18 protein-coding genes are annotated in these 17,964 nt (G+C 71.5%); 12 read left to right on the top strand and 6 right to left on the bottom strand.

The features are described 5' to 3' along the window. Positions 1–25: 25 nt before the first annotated feature. Positions 26–592, bottom strand: coding sequence for a nucleosidase (locus O7597_RS29350; protein ID WP_269741933.1), 567 nt, complete (start codon positions 590–592; stop codon positions 26–28). A gap of 88 nt (positions 593–680) precedes the next feature. On the opposite strand from O7597_RS29350, the gene O7597_RS29345 reads away from it, so the two are divergent. Further along, a complete protein-coding gene (locus O7597_RS29345; protein ID WP_269741932.1) occupies positions 681–1,751 on the top strand; it encodes an NYN domain-containing protein in 1,071 nt (356 codons plus the stop codon). Positions 1,752–1,831: 80 nt separating this feature from the next. On the opposite strand, the gene O7597_RS29340 is transcribed toward O7597_RS29345, so the two are convergent. Continuing rightward, positions 1,832–2,599: an ABC transporter permease gene (locus tag O7597_RS29340; protein WP_281581369.1), complete on the bottom strand. Its 768-nt coding sequence runs from the start codon at positions 2,597–2,599 to the stop codon at positions 1,832–1,834. Next, positions 2,596–3,336, bottom strand: a complete 741-nt coding sequence (locus O7597_RS29335; protein WP_281581368.1) for an ABC transporter ATP-binding protein — start codon at positions 3,334–3,336, stop codon at positions 2,596–2,598. Before O7597_RS29335 ends, O7597_RS29340 begins: the two co-directional genes overlap by 4 nt. A 110-nt stretch (positions 3,337–3,446) precedes the next feature. Between O7597_RS29335 and O7597_RS29330 the strand changes: the two genes are divergently transcribed. Next, positions 3,447–4,550, top strand: a complete 1,104-nt coding sequence (locus O7597_RS29330; RefSeq protein ID WP_281581367.1) for a histidine kinase — start codon at positions 3,447–3,449, stop codon at positions 4,548–4,550. Next, positions 4,547–5,191, top strand: coding sequence for a response regulator transcription factor (locus tag O7597_RS29325; RefSeq protein ID WP_269741928.1), 645 nt, complete (start codon positions 4,547–4,549; stop codon positions 5,189–5,191). Before O7597_RS29330 ends, O7597_RS29325 begins: the two co-directional genes overlap by 4 nt. A 51-nt stretch (positions 5,192–5,242) precedes the next feature. Here the strand turns inward: O7597_RS29325 and O7597_RS29320 are convergent, their stop codons facing one another. Continuing rightward, entirely contained in the window at positions 5,243–6,580 is a 1,338-nt protein-coding gene (locus O7597_RS29320) for a glycoside hydrolase family 18 protein (RefSeq protein WP_281581366.1), read from the bottom strand. A 209-nt stretch (positions 6,581–6,789) separates the two neighbouring features. Between O7597_RS29320 and O7597_RS29315 the strand changes: the two genes are divergently transcribed. From O7597_RS29315 to O7597_RS29280, 8 genes are all read left to right on the top strand, one after another. Continuing rightward, positions 6,790–7,533: a DUF305 domain-containing protein gene (locus tag O7597_RS29315; protein WP_269741926.1), complete on the top strand. Its 744-nt coding sequence runs from the start codon at positions 6,790–6,792 to the stop codon at positions 7,531–7,533. 31 nt (positions 7,534–7,564) lie between these two features. Then, positions 7,565–8,083 carry a DinB family protein gene (locus tag O7597_RS29310; protein WP_269741925.1) on the top strand — a complete coding sequence of 173 codons (519 nt, stop codon included), beginning with the start codon at positions 7,565–7,567 and terminating at the stop codon, positions 8,081–8,083. A gap of 334 nt (positions 8,084–8,417) precedes the next feature. Beyond that, a complete protein-coding gene (locus O7597_RS29305) occupies positions 8,418–9,185 on the top strand; it encodes a cellulose binding domain-containing protein (protein ID WP_281581365.1) in 768 nt (255 codons plus the stop codon). A gap of 115 nt (positions 9,186–9,300) precedes the next feature. Beyond that, positions 9,301–9,939, top strand: coding sequence for a transporter (locus O7597_RS29300; protein ID WP_269741923.1), 639 nt, complete (start codon positions 9,301–9,303; stop codon positions 9,937–9,939). Beyond that, a complete protein-coding gene (locus O7597_RS29295) occupies positions 9,936–10,247 on the top strand; it encodes a transcriptional regulator (RefSeq protein WP_269741922.1) in 312 nt (103 codons plus the stop codon). Before O7597_RS29300 ends, O7597_RS29295 begins: the two co-directional genes overlap by 4 nt. After that, positions 10,244–11,143, top strand: a complete 900-nt coding sequence (locus O7597_RS29290; protein ID WP_281581364.1) for an ABC transporter ATP-binding protein — start codon at positions 10,244–10,246, stop codon at positions 11,141–11,143. Before O7597_RS29295 ends, O7597_RS29290 begins: the two co-directional genes overlap by 4 nt. Before the next feature lie 9 nt (positions 11,144–11,152). Continuing rightward, on the top strand, positions 11,153–11,890 hold the full coding sequence (locus O7597_RS29285; protein ID WP_281581363.1) for an ABC transporter permease: 738 nt from the start codon (positions 11,153–11,155) through the stop codon (positions 11,888–11,890). A 33-nt stretch (positions 11,891–11,923) separates the two neighbouring features. Then, positions 11,924–12,415, top strand: coding sequence for a molybdenum cofactor biosysynthesis protein (locus O7597_RS29280; RefSeq protein WP_269741920.1), 492 nt, complete (start codon positions 11,924–11,926; stop codon positions 12,413–12,415). Positions 12,416–12,480: 65 nt separating this feature from the next. On the opposite strand, the gene O7597_RS29275 is transcribed toward O7597_RS29280, so the two are convergent. Both O7597_RS29275 and O7597_RS29270 read right to left on the bottom strand, forming a co-directional pair. Continuing rightward, on the bottom strand, positions 12,481–14,706 hold the full coding sequence (locus O7597_RS29275) for a discoidin domain-containing protein (protein ID WP_281581362.1): 2,226 nt from the start codon (positions 14,704–14,706) through the stop codon (positions 12,481–12,483). A 559-nt stretch (positions 14,707–15,265) separates the two neighbouring features. Then, on the bottom strand, positions 15,266–16,465 hold the full coding sequence (locus O7597_RS29270; RefSeq protein ID WP_281581361.1) for an ROK family transcriptional regulator: 1,200 nt from the start codon (positions 16,463–16,465) through the stop codon (positions 15,266–15,268). 150 nt (positions 16,466–16,615) lie between these two features. Between O7597_RS29270 and O7597_RS29265 the strand changes: the two genes are divergently transcribed. Then, a complete protein-coding gene (locus O7597_RS29265) occupies positions 16,616–17,911 on the top strand; it encodes a sugar ABC transporter substrate-binding protein (RefSeq protein WP_281581360.1) in 1,296 nt (431 codons plus the stop codon). Positions 17,912–17,964 lie beyond the last annotated feature (53 nt).

Raw genomic sequence — 17,964 nt, 5'->3', positions numbered from 1 at the left:
CGAGCACCCGCCCGGGCGACCACGGTCAGAGGTTGTCCCGCACCCAGCCGGCGAGGGCACGGGCGCAGCCGTCCACCGACTCCTGCCAGCTGCGCTCCGCCCCGTCGCCGGCCTCGTCGCTCACCTGCTTCACCACCCGGACCGGTACCCCGAGGGCGTGCGCCGTCGACGCCACCGCGTACCCCTCCATGTCGACCAGGTGGGCGCGGCGGCTCAGGGCCGCGCGGGCCTCGTCGTCGGCGATGAACCGGTCGCCGGTGGCCAGCGTCGGCCCGTCACCCAGGTCCAGGGGCGCGCCGACGGTCTGCCCGGTGAGCCGGCGGATGAACTCGGTGTCCAGGTCGTGCTGGAGGACGCTGCCGACCTCGTGGGTGCCGGTCCAACCGGGGTGCAGCGCGCCGGCGGTGCCGAGGTTGACAAGCACCGACGGCAACGGTGAGCGGGCCAGCGTCGCCGCCACCGCGGCCGCCGCGTTGATCTTTCCCATTCCGGTCAGCAGCACCGGGAACCCCGCGTCGAGGTACGCGGCCTCCTCGGCGATGGCCAGGACGAGCAGCGGACGGTCCGGGCTGATCGTGCCGCGAAGATCCATCGGGCGATGGTAGCCGCCGTCCGTGACGGTCCCGCGTCGGCGCGGTGCCACCGGTGGGTACCCGGCCACCTCGACGTACGCTGCCCTGGTGGAGCATGAGGACCGGATCGCCCTGTTTCTGGACTACGAGAACCTGGCGCTGGGGGTGCGTGACCACCACGGCGGGGCGATGTTCGACTTCCGACCGATCGCCGACGCGCTGGCCGAGCGCGGCCGGGTGGTGGTGCGCCGGGCGTACGCCGACTGGTCGTACTTCGACGAGGATCGGCGGATGTTGACCCGCTCGCACGTCGAGCTGATCGAGATTCCGCAGCGGATGGGTGCCACCCGCAAGAACGCCGCCGACATCAAGATGGCCGTGGACGCGATCGAGTTGGCCTTCGAACGCGGGTACATCTCGACCTTCGTCCTCTGCACCGGCGACAGCGACTTCACCCCGCTGGTGCACAAGCTCCGCGAACTCAACAAGCAGGTGATCGGGGTGGGGGTGGAGAAGTCCACCTCGGCCCTGCTGCCACCGGCGTGCGACGAGTTCCTCTACTACGACCGGTTGGAGGGCGTCGACATCCTGCCGACGCGGGGACGACGGAGCCGTCCGGCCCGGCTGCCCGAGCCGGAGCCCGTCGAGCAGGCCGAACCCGAGGCGCCGCCGACCGAGGAGCCGGCCCGGGACGCCGACGCGCTCGCCGTCCTCGTCGCCCAGACCGTGGCGGGTCTGCAGCGCAGCTCCGGCGGGGAGGTGACCGCCTCACGGTTGAAGCGCACCCTGCTGCGTAAGGATCCCACGTTCAGCGAGTCCGACTACGGGTTCCGCACCTTCGGTGAGTTGCTGCGCCATCTCGCCGAACTCCGGGTGATCGAGCTGGCGGAAGGCCCGGCCAAGGGCGACCCGGAGGTCTCCCTGCCGGAACATGGCGACCGGGAAACGGCATTCGCGCTGCTCTGTTCCGTGGTTCGGGATCTCGGCGGCGAGACCGGCGAGGTGGCCCTGTCCGGGCTGAAGAACCAACTCCGGCGGGTGCGGCCGGACTTCAGCGAGAAGAAGCTGGGCTACCGCGGCTTTCTGCAGTTCTGCAAGGCCGCCGCCACGGAAGGGGCGGTGGGTCTGCGGTGGAGCGCCGAGGCGGACGACTACCTGCTCACCGCCCAAGGGTGCTGACCGGCCGGTCCCGGCTCCCGGCTCCCGCCTTCCGGCCGCCATTCAGCTGACGAGATGCGACCGGCCGGCCGGACCGCGGGTCATTCCCAGCGGAACAGCAGGCCCGCGACCACGGCTGCGACGACGATCGTCGCGCCGAGGCCGATCAGGTTCGCCGCCGGCACCGCGGCGCCGGCCCAGGCGGACGACAGGGCCTCGACGGCCGCGCCGAACGGCAGCCAGCCGCCGACCTCGGCGAGCGGCTCGGGCAGGGAGTCCCGGCCGCCGAACATGCCGCCGAGGGCGCCGAGGATGAAGAAGGCGACCAGGCCGATGGCGACCGCGGAGTTGGGAGTGGGTGCGACCGCCGCGACGATCATGCCGGCGCTGTACATCGCCGCCATCGCCAGTGCGACCACTCCGAGCGCCGTGCCGCGGTTGGCGGGCGGGTTGGCGCCGAAGGCCAGGAACGCCACGACCAGGGCAGCCGTAGTGCCGACGAGCGCCTGGAGGACGCTGACGACGGCCTGGGCGGCGAGGACCATGGCCGGCGATGCGGGGGTGACCCCGAGCCGGCGGAGGATTCCGGAGCGTCGGTAGTAGGCGAGGAAACTCGGCATGTTGATGATGCCGATGATCGCGATGACCATGGTGAACACGAGCGGCAGGACGTAGACGTCCAGCGCGGTACGCCCGTTGTCGACTGGCGTGCGGCTCGCGGAGGAGGCGCTCGTCAACATGATCAGCAGCGGCAGGCAGAGCGGGACCACCAGCCCGGCGGTGTCCCGCATGACCATTTTGGCCTCGCACCCGATAAGGGTGATCAGGGAACGCAGCCCCGGGCGGCGGGCCTCGACGAGGGTGTTCATGCGGGTTCTTCCTCCAGTTGCCGGCCGGTGAGCGCGACGAACGCGTCGTCGAGGGTGGCGGTGCCGGCGCGGGCGATCAGGCCCGCCGGGGTGTCGAGCGCGATGACCCGTCCGGCGTCGAGCACGACGACGCGGTCGCAAAGCCGCTCGACCTCCTCCATCGTGTGGCTGACGAGCAGCACGCTCACCCCTTCGGATCTGAGTTGCTCGACCGTGTGCCACATCCGGCGGCGGGCCTTCGGGTCGAGGCCGGTGGTCAGTTCGTCGAGGATCACCACCCGGGGTCGGCCGGCGATGGCGAGGGCGATGGACAGCCGCTGCTGCTGGCCGCCGGAGAGTTTGTCGAAGCTGGTCCGGCGCTGTTCGGTCAGCTCGACCAGGTCGAGCAGCTCGCCGGTGGGCCGGGGATCGGGATAGAAGCTCCGGTAGAGGTCGACCAGCTCGGCGACCCGGAGCGCGTGATGCAGGTGGGCCTGCTGCAACTGCACGCCGAGGACCTGTCGCAGCCGCGCCCGGTCGCGGCGCGGATCCAGGCCGAGCACGCGTACCCGCCCCCGTTCGGGTACGCGTAGCCCGGCGATCATCTCGACGGTCGTCGTCTTGCCCGCGCCGTTGGCACCGACCACACCGACCACCTCGCCGAGCTCGACCCGCAGGCTCACGTCGACGACCGCCCGCGTACCGCGGTAACTCTTGGCGAGATGCTCGGCGAGGATCGCCGGTTCGGTGCTGGTCATGCTGTGAGGCTACGAACGCTTCCGGCCGGTGTCGGGTCCCGGAAGTCATCACCTGCGGGCATGACTTCCGGCACAGGTGGGCTGGCCACGGCCCGACCTAGAGTGGGTCCATGCGGCGCGTCGGGACAGACGAATGGTCCGGCCTCGCGATGCTCGTGGTCGCGTTCGCCGTCGCCGGCCCGGGGATCTTCGGAGCCCTCGGTACCACAATCCCGCGCGGCTGGTGGATCGCGCTGTTCGCCGCGTACCTGGCTGCCCTGCTCGTCTCGGTCTCCACCCGCGTGTCCCGGGTGGTGCGGTACATGGCGTTCGCCGTGACCGTCGCCGCCGCCTGGGCCCTACTGCTTACCGCATCGAACCTGGGACTCCTGCCGGTGCTGCTGGTCCTCACCGCCGCGGTGAGCGTGTACGTGGTGCCGGTGCCGGTGGGTCTGGCGGTGGTGGTCGCCAACACGCTGGTCATCACGTTCGGCGCGGCATCGCTGACCCGGGCCCGGGCCGACGGCGTCATGATTCTGATCTTCTACCTGCTGATCCAGGTGGCGACGCTGCTCAGCTCGGTCACGCTGCTGCGGGAACAGCGCATGCGCCGCGAGCTGGCCGAGGCGCACGTCGAGTTGCAGGCCGCCACTGTGCTGCTCTCGGAATCTGCCGCCACGGCGGAACGGCTGCGCATCTCCCGCGAACTGCACGACCTGATCGGCCACCAGCTGACCGTGCTGACCCTGGAACTGGAGACCGCTCGTCACCTGGAGGGTCCGGCCGTGCGTACCCACCTCGAACGGGCCGACCGGGTCGCCCGGGACCTGCTCGGCGATGTGCGGGCCACGGTCGGGCGGCTGCGGACCGAGAGCCCCGACCTGGAGCAGGCGTTGCGCCGGGTGACGCGGGATCTGCCCGGTCTCGACGTGACGATCGAGGTGTCGCCGGAGGTGCGGATCGACGAGGACGACAGTGCGGCGTTCGTCCGCGCCACCCAGGAGATCGTCACCAACACCATCCGGCACGCCGACGCGCGTACCCTGCGGATCTCGGTGACCGGCGACGATCGGGAGACCGTGCTCGACGCCCGCGACGACGGTCGGGGGGCACCGGAACCGTCGCTCGGCAACGGGCTGCGTGGCCTGGGCGAACGGTTCGCCGCCCTCGGCGGTGAGCTGTCCGTGGACGGATGTGACGGGTTCCGGGTGATCGCGCGGGTGCCGGCGCGATGACCAGGGTGGTGGTGGTCGACGACCAGACCCTCATCCGGCAGGGCATCCGTGGGCTGCTGGAGGTCGCCGGCATCGACGTGGTCGGCGAGGCCGACGACGGTCGCGCCGCGCTGCCGGTCGTCGCGCGTACCGCCCCCGACGTGATCCTGCTCGACCTGCGGATGCCCCGGTTCGATGGCATCTGGACGCTGGAACAGCTACGCGCGGAGGGCATCGACGTCCCGGTGTTGGTGCTCACCACGTTCGACGACGACGAACTCGTGCTCGCCGCGCTACGCGCGGGTGCCCGGGGTTATCTGCTCAAGGACGTCACGCTGGAACAGCTCACCCGGGCCATCCGTACGCTCGCCGACGGTGGCACGCTGATCGCCCCGTCGATCACCGACCGGATGCTGCGGGCGATCCGCTCCGGGCCGTCCCCGGCCGGGCCGCAGGCGCCACCGGTGCAGGGCCTGACCGGACGCGAGCAGGAGGTGCTGCGGCTGGTGGCGCACGGCTACAGCAACCGGGAGATCGCCGAGGTGCTGTTCCTCGCTGAGGGCACCGTCAAGAACCACGTCTCCACGATCCTGACCAAGCTCGGCGCCCGGGACCGCACGAACGCGGTGCTCCGCGCGTTGCACGAAGGCATTCTCGGGTGAGCGCTGCCCGGCCGCCGCCGGTGCGAAACGGGCGGCCGGGCAGCGGTGCCGCTACCGGGTGGTCAGTCCCAGGCTGATCGTCCTGGTCAGGGTGGCGCGGTCGTCGTCACCGTCGAGTGACCAGATCATCGCCCCGCCCAGGCCGGCCCGGCGGATGTAGAGCGTCTTCTGGAGCACGACCACCGGATCGTCGTACGTCCAGAAGGTCGTGCCGTCGAACAGCCAGGCGTGCCCGGCGCGCAGGTCACGGTGGACGGTGAAGCCGTCCCGGGCCAGGTTCTTGAGCTGCTTGTAGTCCTCGAACCCGGCCGCGTGGGTGGCCGGAGCGGGCCCGGTGGCCGGCTGGAACAGCCCGTCGCCGCCGCCGGTGACGCCGGTCCAGCCCTGGCCGTAGTAGGGGATCCCCAGCACCAGCTTGTGCCTGGGCGCCCCACGGGCGATCCAGCCGTCGACCGCCACCTCGACGGAGAAGTCCGGGTCGTCCGGTGCGCCCTTCGGTACACGCAGCGCGGACTGCTGGTTGGTCACCGCCTCCCAGGTGCCGTGGAAGTCGTAGCCCTGCACGGTGGCGAAGTCGAGGTACTTGAAGATCTTGCGTCCCTCGTAGCCGGCGTCCATGGTGGCCGGGTTGGCCGGGAGGAAGGCGGTCAGCGGATGATGGCGACGGGTCTGCCGGCCGTACGCGTCGAGCTGCCGGCGGAACTCGGCGAGCAGCTTGGTGAAGTTCTCCCGGTCCTCGGGGCGGATGACGTTGCCCGGCTCGCCGGGCCAGTTGGGCCACTCCCAGTCCAGGTCGATGCCGTCGAACACGCCCGCGGCGGCGCCGGGACCGCCGCTGCCGCCGTCCAGGATCGGCAGGTTGCCCCTGAGGTAGAGGTCGATGCAGGAGGCGACGAAAGCCCGGCGGGAGGCGTCGGTGCGGGCGGCGTTGGAGAAGTACGTCGACCAGCTCCATCCACCCAGCGAGATCATCACTTTCAGGTCGGGGTGCTTGGCCTTCAGTTTGGCCAACTGGCCGAAGTTGCCGTTGAGCGGCTCGCCCCAGGTGTCGGCGACGCCGTCGACGCTCTCCTCCGCCGGGACGGGTCGCTGGTAGTCGGCCCAGGCGTCACCCTCACCCGGCCCGCCGTCCACATGGCAACGGCCGTCCTCACTGATGTTGCCGAAGGCGTAGTTGACGTGGGTGAGCCGGCTCGCCGCGCCGGAGGTGTCGAGCTTGCGCACCGGGAACGCCCGGCCGTAGATGCCCCACTGGGTGAAGTAGCCGACCCGGTGGTACCCGTCGCTGCGGCCCGGGCTCGCTTTGGCGGCGGCCGGTGGCGCGGCGGCGACGAGCAGGGTGGTCAGGACGACGAGGGCGGTGAGGTGGCGGGGACGCAACGATCGCATCGGCACTCCCAGCGGGGTGGGCGAAATCAGTTAAGAGACCTTCCTGATCGATGAAGCTAAGCCGATCAGGGTTTCCGGTCAAGGGGCCGGCGCGGGTGTACGCACCGGACCGACCAGCCCTGGGTGTGCCGCGCGACGTCCCGCCTCTCCCGCCGCAGGTCAGTCCGCGCTAACATCCGGCCAAGCTCGACGACGGCGGGAGTCACGTGGTGCTGGGTGCACGGATCCGGGAACTGGTCAGGCGATCCCGCAGGTGGGTACTGATCGAGCTGGTGGTGCTGGCGGTGCTGGTCGTCGGGGCGACGCTGGTCCTGCGGTGGCCGGACGGCGATTCGGAGCCGGCGGCGACGACCCGTACGCCCGCGCCGATCGAGCTGCCGGCGAACCCGGACGCCACCGCGCCGGTGCTGATGCCCGGACGCCCCGGCGAGCCGGCGACGTCGCGGCCGGCGAACGAGACGTCGGCGCTGCCGCGCCCGCCGTACAACAACGCCGACGTCCGCTTCGTGACCATGATGATCCCGCACCACGAGCAGGCGCTCGTGATGGCCCGGTTGGCGCCGGAGCGCGGCGAGAACCCGCAACTCAAGACGATCGCGGATCGGATCCTGGCCGCCCAGGGGCCGGAGATCAAGGTGTTGGAGGCGTGGCTGGCCGACCGTGGCCTCGACCGCGACTCCGGGGGCGACCATCGGCATGAGATGTCCGGCATGCAGTCGGCGGCGGCGCTGAACCGCCTCACCGCCGCTCGGGGGGCCGAGTTCGACCGGCTGTTCGTCGACATGATGTCCGATCACCACCAGGGCGCGATCGACATGGGCAAGGAGGCGTTGACGCTCGGCTCCGACGTGACCGTCAACGAGATGGCCGGCGCCGTCGTGGTGGAGCAGGGTGTCGAGATCAACCGGATGCGCGAGGCGTTGGCGCAGGGAACTGTCGGTGGTGGCCGATAACATCCGGCTGACCGCCGATGAAGGGCCGACCATGACCGAAACCGATCTGCCAGCCGAGCGTGCCGACCTGCTCCAGACCCTGCGCCAGCACCGCTTCTTCCTGCGCAACACCGCGCGGGACCTGACCGACCAGCAGGCCGCCGAGCGCAGCACCGTGAGCGAGCTGTGCGTGGGTGGTGTGATCAAGCATGTCGCACACACCGAGCGCGGCTGGGTCGACTTCATCCTCGAGGGTCCCACGGCGATGGGCGGCTCGGACGACCCGGGCGCCTACGAGCGCCACGCGCAGTCGTTCCAGATGCTGCCGGGGGAGACCCTGGCCGGCATTCTGGCGGCGTACGACGAGGTGGCCCGCCGCACCGACGAGCTCGTCGTCACCCTGGCCGACCTCGACGCCGGTCAGCCGTTGCCGGAGGCGCCCTGGTTCGAGCCGGGCGCCCGCTGGTCGGCCCGCCGGGTGCTGCTGCACATCATCGCGGAGACGTCCCAGCACGCCGGGCACGCCGACATCATCCGGGAGGCCGTCGACGGCGCCAAGTCGATGGGGTGATCCCGCGCGACGGGCGGAGTTCCGGCACCCGGTCCTGATGCGACACCCGCCGTCCGGCGAGGATCCGGTCTGCCGGACCGGCCGGTTGTATCGAGGGACGTCGACTGAGAGACTCGGGCTCGTCGACCGCGTCTGGGAGCCGGTGCGGTCACTCGACGGGCGTTGGCGCGCTCCGTCCGTGCCACGCATCCGGGCAGTTCTCTCTCGCACGTGCCGTCACCGTGACATCCGCTGACGACGCCGTCAGCGGTCCGGTCGCCGGCGCCCGACGACCCACCGGCCGTCGGTCGGCGCTGAGCCGACCCCGCCGGTCCCCGTCTCCTGGAGGTAACGGATGCTTCGCACGTTCGGCGTGGTGTTGACCGCCGTGACCCTGGCCGCTGTCGCCGGGGTCACGGCGGCCGGTGCCGCCAACGCCCCGGCCGCCCCGATCGCGGCCCCGGGCCTGATGACGACCGTCAGCCCGACCGCGACCCCGACGGTCGCGTGCCCGCCGGCCCTGCCGATCAGCGGCATGGTCACCGGAGTCACCGCCACCACGATGACCGTCAGCTACTCCCTGATGTTCAGCGGCCCGCCCTGCGGTTACGACCTGCCGATGACCGTGCTGCTCTTCGCCAGTTACGAAGACGCGGCGACCTGGCAGAATCCGGTGGCCGAGGCGGTGACCGGGCTGGAGCGCAACGGGCAGGTGACGCTCGACGGGCTGACCCCGGACACCGAGTACTGGTTCCGGTTCAGCGACGTCGACGCCCGGCGAGACCCGTACGTCATCGGCGGCCCGGCGCGGACCGAACCGTTGTCGGCGTGCAGCGCGACGGCGACGATCGACGCGCGGTGGGGCGGCGGCTTCGTTGCCACGGTCACCGTACGCAACACCGGCAGCGAGTCGCTCGACGGCTGGCTCGTGCGGTGGCGGTGGTCCGGCGACGAGCGGATCCAGTCGGTCTGGGGTGGCGTGTCCGCCGGCGCCGGCGCTGACGTCACGATCCGCAACGCGTCGTACAACGGCACCGTCGCGCCGGGCGGCACCACCACGTTCGGGCTGCTCGCCTCGGCCGGCACGGCGCCGTCCGGGATCACGGCGACCTGCGCCGGCTGACAAGCGACCACGTTGGTCTGTGGACCGCTGACCGGTCCGCAGACCAGCGAGGTGCGCCGGGCCACCGGCGGGTCCACCGTCAGCAGGCTTGACTTTGCGTCATAAAGTAGTTTGCGTGACAGTCGACGATGACCTGCCCCCCGAGAACCCGGCCGCGGCCCTGCGACTGATCGACGAGCAGCGGGCGACCGCCGCGCGTCAGTTCGAACCGGACCCACGTGCCTACTACTGGCCCTGGGGTCTGGCCTGGCTGATCGGCTTCGGGCTGCACTTCCTCCACTTCTCGCCGGGTGACGTGCCCCTGGTCGAGATGCCCTCCTGGCTGCCGCTGACCACGTTGTTCGTCCTGCTGGCCGCCGCCGGTGCCGTCTCGGCGGTGGCCGGCGCGCGGGCGTACGGGCAGGTGGCCGGCGAGTCCGCCCGGCGCGGCGCCTGGTACGGCTGGTCCTGGGGACTCGGCTTCCTCACCCTCTTCGTGCTCGCCGGCCGGCTGTCCGACAGCCTCCCGCCGGACCTCGTCGGGCTGCTCTGGTCGGCCCTCGCGGTGGGCCTGACCGGCATCCTGCACATGGCCGGCGGCGCGATCTGGTTGGACCGCACCCTGTTTCTGCTCGGCGTCTGGATCACCGCGGTCAACCTGCTGGGCACCATCGCCGGTCCCGGCTGGCACGCCCTGGTCGTCGCGGTCGCCGGCGGCGGAGGGATGCTGCTCGCCGGGCTGCTGGGCTGGCTGCGTCGCCGGGGCCGGCGATGACCGAACTCGACCCGGTGATCCACGCCCAGGCCCGGCTGCGGGTGGTCGCCGCCCTGTCCGCCCTGCCCGATCGTGATCAGGTGACCTTTCCGCGCCTGCAGGAGCTGCTGGGGATGAGCGCGGGAAACCTCTCGGTGCACCTGCGGCGGCTGGAGGAGGCCGGCTACGTCGCCGTCACCAAGACCCACCGGGGTCGTACCCCGGCCACCCTGATCGCCCTCACCAGCCGTGGTCGCCTGGCCTTCGAGGAGTACACGGAGGCGATCCGCGCGCTGCTGGCGCCCGCCGATGTCAAGGAGACACCATGATTCTCGCCCGGGCCGAACAGGCCACCCGACGCTACGGTGACGTCCTGGCCCTCGACCGGGTGGACCTGGACGTGTGGGCCGGCGAACTGGTCGGTCTGCTCGGGCCGAACGGCGCCGGCAAGAGCACCCTGCTCAACCTGCTCGTCGGGCTGCGCCGCCCCACCGGCGGCCGGGTGCTGCTGTTCGACGGCGATCCTCGGGACCCCGCGTACCGCCGCTGGGTCGGGGTCACTCCTCAGGAGACCGGGCTGCCCGGCTCGCTCCGCGTCGGTGAGGTGGTCGACTTCGTCGGCGCGCACTTTCCCGACCCGGTGCCACGGGCCGAGTTGCTTGACCGGTTCGGTCTGGCTGATCTGGCCCGGCGGCAGACGGGCGGCCTGTCCGGCGGGCAGCGGCGGCGACTGGCGGTGGCGCTGGCCTTCGTCGGTCGGCCCCGGCTGGTCCTGCTCGACGAGCCGACCACCGGGCTCGACGTCGAGGCCCGGCACGCGCTGTGGGACGCGATCCGGGCCTTCCACGCCGACGGTGGCACGGTCCTGCTCACCAGCCACTACCTGGAGGAGATCGAGGCGCTGGCCCAGCGGGTGGTGGTCATCGGGCAGGGCCGGGTGCTCGCCGACGACAGTGTCGCCGCCATCCGTGGCGTGGTCGGCCTGCGTCGGGTCAGCCTGACCGCCGACGAGCTGCCGACCCTGCCGGACGTGGTCCGGGTGGAACGGGACCGGGAGCGGATCCACCTGCTCACCGGCGACGCCGACCAACTGGTCCGCCACCTGGTCACCGCCGGTGTGGCCTTCCGTGACCTGGAGGTCCGACCCACCTCGCTGGAGGAGGCGTTCCTCACCATCACCGCCGAGAGCCGGCCGGCGGAGGCCGGCGTACCGACCACCGCCTGAGGAGACGCCGTGCAGTACGCCCTGGCCCACGCCCGCTACCAACTGCTGGAACTCGTCCGGACCCCGGTCGCGGTGTTCGGCAGCGCGTTCTTTCCCGCAGTCGCGATGCTCTTCTTCGTGGTACCGGCCGTCGGTGACGACGCCGTCGGGGCCACCTACGCCACCGCCGCCATGGTCACCTTCGCGGTGCTCAGCGCGAACGTCTTCCAGTACGGCGTCGGCGTCGCCGAGGACCGGGCCCAACCGTGGGATCCGTACCTGCGGACCCTGCCGGTGGGGCCGGCACCCCGGTTCGCCGGCCGGGTCCTGGCCGGGCTGACCCTCACCTATCTGTCGCTGCTGCCGGTGGTGCTCATCGCGGCCCTGCTCACCGAGGCGCGGACCTCCGTGGCGGGGTTCGCGCTCGCCACCGTCGCCGTCGCGCTGGTGTCGGTGCCGTTCACGCTGATGGGGCTGGCCATCGGGTACGCCCTGCCGAGCAAGGCGGCGATCGTGGTCGCCCAACTGGTGTTCTTCCCGCTGGCCGTGGGCGGCGGACTGCTCACCGCGCCCGGTCAGGCACCCGCCTTCATCGAGGCGATCGCGCCGTTCCTGCCCACGCGGGGCGCGGTCGAGTTGATGTGGAGCGCGGTGGGCGACTTCCGGCCCGAGCCACTTTCGATGATCATGCTGGGGGTGTGGGTCGTCGGGCTGGCGTCGCTCGCCGGCTGGGCGTACCGGCGCGACGAGGGTCGCCGCTTCTCCTGACCGTCGGGTTACCGTGCGGCCTAGAGTCTGGGTATGCCGGAGATCGTCCAGTTGCTGGCCTCACCCGTGCACCGGTTCGTGGGCCGGCCGGCGGACGGCCCGGTGCCGGTGCCGGGTGACGAACTGGTGGACGAGATCCAGCTCCGGGCGGAGCTGGGCATCGTCGGGGACCGGTACTTCGGCAAGGCCGCGCACCGCCAGGCCAGCGTCACCGTCATCGCAGCCGAGTCGTTGCCGCCGGGTGCCGGCCTGGCTCAGGTCCGGCGCAACATTCTGACCAGTGGCATCCCCGTGGACGACCTGGTCGGCTCGGTGCTGGTGCTCGACTCGGGTCAGGGGCCGGTCCGGCTGCGGCTGAACCGGGCGGCACACCCGTGCGCCTGGATGGACGTGACCGTCGGGCCGGGCGCCTGGCGCGGCCTGCGCGGCCGGGGCGGCGTCCGCTGCACCCCGCTGACCGATGGCGTCCTGCGGGTGGGTCCGGTGGACGCGACGGTCGAGGATGGCCCTGCCCGACCGGGCTGAGCCGGGCCGGGGGTCGGCGGGTGCGGGCCCGGCCGGTGTCACCGGCCGGGCCCGCGTCGATCGGTCTACGGGTACGCGGTCAGGTAGGACACCTGGTTGCTGGCGTTGACCGTGGTGCCGACATTGTTGATCATCCGGTTGATGGTGCCGACCCCACCGAGGGACACGGTCACCATGTTGGTGAACCGCACGTTCGGATGGTTCGGCACCTCGAACGACCGCTCGGCGACCACCGACGGGTCGACGTTGAAGTAGGCGTAGCTGCCCAACCCCCACGCCTGGTGACTGGTCACCGAATCGGCCACCTTGTACGCGGCGTAGCCCCGGGTCGAGCCGTTCATCCAGGCCGCCTGGTTGGGCGGGTCGTACGGCAGTTCGTTCTGGTAGAAGTACGTCCGGCCGCCGTTGCCGTTCCAGATGGTCTGGTACTTCTGGTAGTGCTCGACGAAGAGGCCGTACATGGTGACGTTGTCGCCGTTGACGATCAGCCCGGTGTCGGCGGTGTTGACCGTCCAGCCGACGCCGTCGCCGTGGTCGGCCCGCCACAGCCACATGTGGTCGCCGATGACGTGGTCGCTGTTGACCACCAGGCTGGTGGCGGCCCGGCCGACGCCCGGCCCGCCGATGCGGAAGAAGACGTCGTGCAGCGAGGTGGGATTGGCGGCGTGGCTGGCCGCGGAGCCGGTCGGGCCGACCTCCATCAGCACCGGGGAGCTGACGGCGCCGGCCTCGAACATGATGCCGGCGACCTTGACCCCGTCGACGTCGGCGACCCGCATCGCGACGGTGCCGTTGTCGGCCTGGATGGTGGCCAGCCCGAGGCCGAGGACGACGGTGTCGGCCCGGTTGACCCGGATGGGTTCGGTGACCCGGTGCACGCCCGGGGTGAACAGCAGGTGCCGACCCTGGGCCAGGGCGTTGTTGATGGTCGCCGCCGAGGTGCCCGGCCGGACGATGAAGAAGTCGGCCAGCGAGATGGACGAGCCGGCCGGGGTCTTGTTGTACCAGCTGGTGCCGGCGGAGTTCGCCCGCAGCGCCGGCACGAAGACCCGGTACTCGCCGGTGCCGTCGACGTAGAGGAAGGGCTTCTCCCGGACCAGCGGCGTGGTGGGGATGACGGTGTGTGACGGGTTCGGGAAGTTCGGCGTCGGCGCGCCGGCCACCCCCTGGAACACCATGTTCCACACCGAGCCGGTCCAGCCGTTGCCGAACTCGCTGTTACGCGAGTACCACTGCTGCTGCGAACCGGAGACCACCAGCCCGTCGATGCGGGTGTCGGCCATCAGCCCGCCGCTGGACCAGCCGGTGTATCCGTCCCAGAGCTGGATCTGGTTCTGCCCGCCGCGTAGGTGCATCCGCCGGTACGGCGCGGCCTGGGACACCGCCCACCGCTCGACGACCGTCCCGGCGGGCAGGGTCACGGACAGGTTCTCCGCGGCCCGCCAGAAGTTCTGCGTGGCGTTGCCGCCGAACCAGGCCGCCTCGGCGCGGACGTGCCCGATGAGGTTGACGTCGTCGGGGGACATGCCGAGCCCGGCGACTTGGGTGAAGAAGCCGAGGTTGACGTCGGCGGTGTAGGTGCCCGGCTTGAACAGCACGGCGTACCGCTGCGGGCCGAACTGGTTGGTCTCCTGCTGGCTGAAGATGGTGTCCAGCCGGTTCTGGATGGTGGCGGTGGGGGTGGCGGGATCGAACACGTACGTGTTCGGGCCGAGGTTCGGGTTCCGTGGATCGGTCGGTTCGACCGGGTCACCCGGTCCGCCACCGCCGAACTCGCCGAAGACCTGGAACTCCCACAGCGAGTAGCCGTAGCCGGTGGCCCGCTGGGTGCCGTACATCCGGACATAGCGACCGCTGCCGGTGACGGTGAGCGTCTGGGTTCCGCCGCCACCGGTGGTGGTGCTGTGGATGGTGGTCCAGGCGGTGCCGTCGTCGGAGGTCTGGATCTGGAAGGCCCGGGCGTACGCGGCCTCCCAACGCAGGGTGACGCCGGTGATCGTGGCGCGGCTGCCCAGGTCGACCCGGAGCCACTGGGGGTCGCTGAAGGCGCTGGACCAGCGAGTGCCGGTGTTGCCGTCGACGGCCGCCGAGGCGGGGAAGGCGCCGCCTTCGGTGGAGGAGGCGGTGGCCGGCCGGCCCTGGGAGAGCAGGACCGGCGCGGCCTGGGCGGGCACCGCGCCGACGGTCGGAACCAGCGCGGCGGCCAGAGCCACCGCCAGGCCGGTGAGCAGGCCGCGGGTGCGCGGTCTGCGGCCTGGCGCGGATGGTACGAGGGAAACGGGTGGTGTCATGACGTCGCCTGTCGGTCGAGGGGCTGCTGACGACGGGCGCGACGGGGATTCGGGACGGCTGACGCTGCCGCACGATGATGCCGCCGGGTTGGCACCGCGGTGCGGGGAGCGCGCTTGCGGAAGAGTGTTGCGGCGACGTTGCGTCGCCGTCAAGACATCGATCTGCATTCGCCCTGTTGATGACACTGGGTGAGCCTCACTGAGCGTGTCGCCTTCGGCCGCCCTTTCCACCTGCACTCGCCGCGCTTTGCTCTGCTTCAATCCACGCAATAGCCGTTGAGCAGCGGCGGCGCGTTGGAGGTGATGCGCCGCTCGACCGCGTGGCGCGACGGAGCGTGACCGTTGCGTCGGTTGAAGCAGAGCAAAGCGTGCCGTGGGTAGCAGGCCGGTCGGACGTGATGTCGCCGAGGGTGACGGGTCGGCGGACCGGGTCGCCGGGATTCCCGCGCGGGTAGAAGTGCCCGCGGAGGAGGGCTGCCCGCCGTCGTATGACGCTCCGGCCGAGGCGGTGGCGGGCGGCCTGCCGGGTGTCCGGGGCCTGCGGCGGTGAGGGTCTCCGTCAGCGGCGGGTGCCGCCGTTGGCGAGCAGGCGGGCGATGGGCAGGGTGGCGGCGCCGAGCGCGACCGCGTCGACGCCGAGCCGGCCCAGTTCGATGGTGGTCTGCGCGTACGGTGCGCGCAGGGCCTGGCGGCCGGCGGCCGCGCGGATGGCGGGCAGCAGTCCGCCCAGCGCCATCGCGGCCCAGCCGCCCAGCACCACCCGCTCCGGGTTGAACAGGTTGATCAGGTTGGCCACACCGGCGCCCAGGTAGTCGGCGGTCTCGTCGAGGACCCGCCGCGCGGTCTCCGATTTCTCCGCCGCCGCCACCAGCGCGCCGAGCTGGGACTCCTCGTCCTCGCCGGGTGCCGGTCGGCCGCGTCGGGCCTCCCGGTAGCGGTCGATGACCGCCTCGGCGCCGACGTACGCCTCCAGGCAACCGCGGGCGCCGCAGCGGCAGGGCCGGCCGCCGTACACCAGGGTGGTGTGACCCCATTCGCCGGCGCTGCTGGACGCACCCCGGTAGGTGACGCCGTTTGTCACCACGGCCGCGCCGACGCCGGACCCGACCAGGGCGAACACGGCGTGCCGGGCGCCCCGCCCGGCGCCGAACCACATCTCCGCCTGGCCGAGGGTCTTCGCGCCGTTGTCGAGGTGCAGCGGCAGGTCGGTGCCCTCGGCGATCAGCCGTTGCAGCGGCACCCGGTGCCAGCCCAGGGTCTGCGCGTCCACGATCGCCTGGCTGCCCTGCTCGACCACCCCGGATACACCGACGCCGACGCCGAGCACCTCGGACCGGGGGATCCCCGAGTCGGCCAGCACCCGGTCGATGCCGGCCAGCACGTGCCCGGCCACCGTCGCCGGCTTGGTGCCGTTGTGTTCCAGCGGGTACTCGACGCTGCCCAGCACGGTCATCGTGAGGTCGAACAGTTCGACGCGTACCCGGGTCTCGCCCACGTCGACGCCGACCACGACGGCGTGGCGCGGCGCCACCCGCAGCATCATGCTCGGCCGGCCACCGTCGGACTCGGCGGCGCCGGCCTCCATCACCAGCCCCTCGTCGATCAGGTCGCCGACCACGTTGCTGACCGCGGGCTGGCTGAGCCCGGTGGCCCGGACGAGATCCTGCCGGGTCAGCGGGCCGTCGAGGAAGATCCGGGACAGCAGGGCCGACCGGTTGCGCAACCGGACGCTGCGGTTCGTCGCCCGCGCCAGCTCCACGTGTCACCTCATCCCGTCGGTCGCTCCCGGGCGACTGTACGACCCCGTGCTTGACGACCCTCCGCCGAACCATTTTAATGACGACATTAATTAAGCCGTGATGTAACTCTCTCCTCCACCACCACGACCCTGAGACCGAAGGGGCAGACCGTGTCGAGACGACACCTCGCGATGCTCACCGCGACCGTCCTGGCCGCCGCGTCGCTGACCGCCTGCGGCTCCGGCGACGAGCCGGGCGACGGCGGCACGACCCTCACGTACTGGGCCAGCAACCAGGGCGCCAGTCTGGAGGCCGACAAGGAGATCCTCCAGCCGGAGCTGGACAAGTTCGAACAGCAGACCGGCATCAAGGTCAACGTCGAGGTCGTGCCCTGGTCCGACCTGCTCAACCGACTGCTGGCCGCCGCCACCACCGGGCAGGGCCCGGACGTGGTGAACATCGGCAACACCTGGTCGGCCTCGCTGCAGGCCACCGGCGCGCTCGTCGAGTTCGACGACGCCACCCTCGACAAGGTCGGCGGGAAGGACCGCTTCGTCCCGGCCGCGCTCGCCGCCGCCGGAGCGCCGGACAAACCGCCGGCCGCCGTACCGCTCTACAGCCTCGCCTACGCGCTGTACTACAACAAGCAGTCCTTCGCCGACGCCGGCATCACCGCCCCGCCGACCACCTGGGAGGAAATGGCCGAGGTCGGCCGGAAGCTCACCGGCGACGGCAAGTGGGGCCTCGCCGTGGAGGGCGCCAACCCGTCGGAGAACGCCCACCACGCCTTCACCTTCGCTCAGCAGTACGGCGGGGAGTGGTTCGACGCCGCCGGGCAGCCGACCTTCGACACCCCGCAGAACGTCGCCGCCGTCAAGCGCTACATCGACCTGATGGCCGTCGACAAGATCGTCAACCCGAGCAACGCCGAGTACGCGCAGAACCAGTCCGTCTCCGACTTCGCCAACGGCAAGGCCGCGATGCTGCTCTGGCAGGCCGCCGGCGCGAACCTCAAGTCACAGAACATGGCGGCCGACGCCTACGGGGTGGCCCCGGTGCCCTTCCTGGCCAACCCGCCGGCCGGTGGCAAACAGGTCAACAGCATGGTCGCCGGCATCAACATCGCCGTGTTCAAGCACACCAGGAACCTCGACGGGGCGTTGGAGTTCGTCAAGTTCATGACCAGCGACACCGAGCAGGTCACGTTGAACAAGACGTACGGCTCGCTGCCGGCGGTCGGCACCGTCGCGGCCGACCCCGCCTTCGCCGCCGACGAACAGAAGGTGCTCGCGCAGACCCTGGCCACCACCGCGGCACCGCTGCCGCAGGTGCCCGAGGAGAGCACCTTCGAGACGCTCGTCGGCACCGCCATCAAGGAACTCTTCGCCGACGCGGCCAGCGGCAGGCCGGTCACCGAGGACAGCGTCCGGGAGAGGCTGACCCGGGCCCAGCAGCAGATGCGCTGACCACGGACCGCTGGCCGTGGGAGGTGCCGCCGACCCTCCCACGGCCAGCCCGC

Origin of the sequence: Verrucosispora sp. WMMC514 (assembly GCF_027497295.1) — a bacterium.
Lineage (GTDB): Bacteria > Actinomycetota > Actinomycetes > Mycobacteriales > Micromonosporaceae > Micromonospora > Micromonospora palythoicola.
Note: the sequence above shows the minus strand (reverse complement) of the source record. Positions and strands in the feature narration are given on the sequence as shown.

Excerpts from the sequence above, each read along its gene's own strand:
- O7597_RS29350 (WP_269741933.1), bottom strand. The coding sequence starts at position 592 with ATGGATCTTCGCGGCACGATCAGCCCGGACCGTCCGCTGCTCGTCCTG.
- O7597_RS29340 (WP_281581369.1), bottom strand. The coding sequence starts at position 2,599 with ATGAACACCCTCGTCGAGGCCCGCCGCCCGGGGCTGCGTTCCCTGATC.
- O7597_RS29335 (WP_281581368.1), bottom strand. The coding sequence starts at position 3,336 with ATGACCAGCACCGAACCGGCGATCCTCGCCGAGCATCTCGCCAAGAGT.
- O7597_RS29330 (WP_281581367.1), top strand. The coding sequence starts at position 3,447 with ATGCGGCGCGTCGGGACAGACGAATGGTCCGGCCTCGCGATGCTCGTG.
- O7597_RS29325 (WP_269741928.1), top strand. The coding sequence starts at position 4,547 with ATGACCAGGGTGGTGGTGGTCGACGACCAGACCCTCATCCGGCAGGGC.
- O7597_RS29320 (WP_281581366.1), bottom strand. The coding sequence starts at position 6,580 with ATGCGATCGTTGCGTCCCCGCCACCTCACCGCCCTCGTCGTCCTGACC.
- O7597_RS29310 (WP_269741925.1), top strand. The coding sequence starts at position 7,565 with ATGACCGAAACCGATCTGCCAGCCGAGCGTGCCGACCTGCTCCAGACC.
- O7597_RS29305 (WP_281581365.1), top strand. The coding sequence starts at position 8,418 with ATGCTTCGCACGTTCGGCGTGGTGTTGACCGCCGTGACCCTGGCCGCT.
- O7597_RS29295 (WP_269741922.1), top strand. The coding sequence starts at position 9,936 with ATGACCGAACTCGACCCGGTGATCCACGCCCAGGCCCGGCTGCGGGTG.
- O7597_RS29290 (WP_281581364.1), top strand. The coding sequence starts at position 10,244 with ATGATTCTCGCCCGGGCCGAACAGGCCACCCGACGCTACGGTGACGTC.
- O7597_RS29280 (WP_269741920.1), top strand. The coding sequence starts at position 11,924 with ATGCCGGAGATCGTCCAGTTGCTGGCCTCACCCGTGCACCGGTTCGTG.
- O7597_RS29275 (WP_281581362.1), bottom strand. The coding sequence starts at position 14,706 with ATGACACCACCCGTTTCCCTCGTACCATCCGCGCCAGGCCGCAGACCG.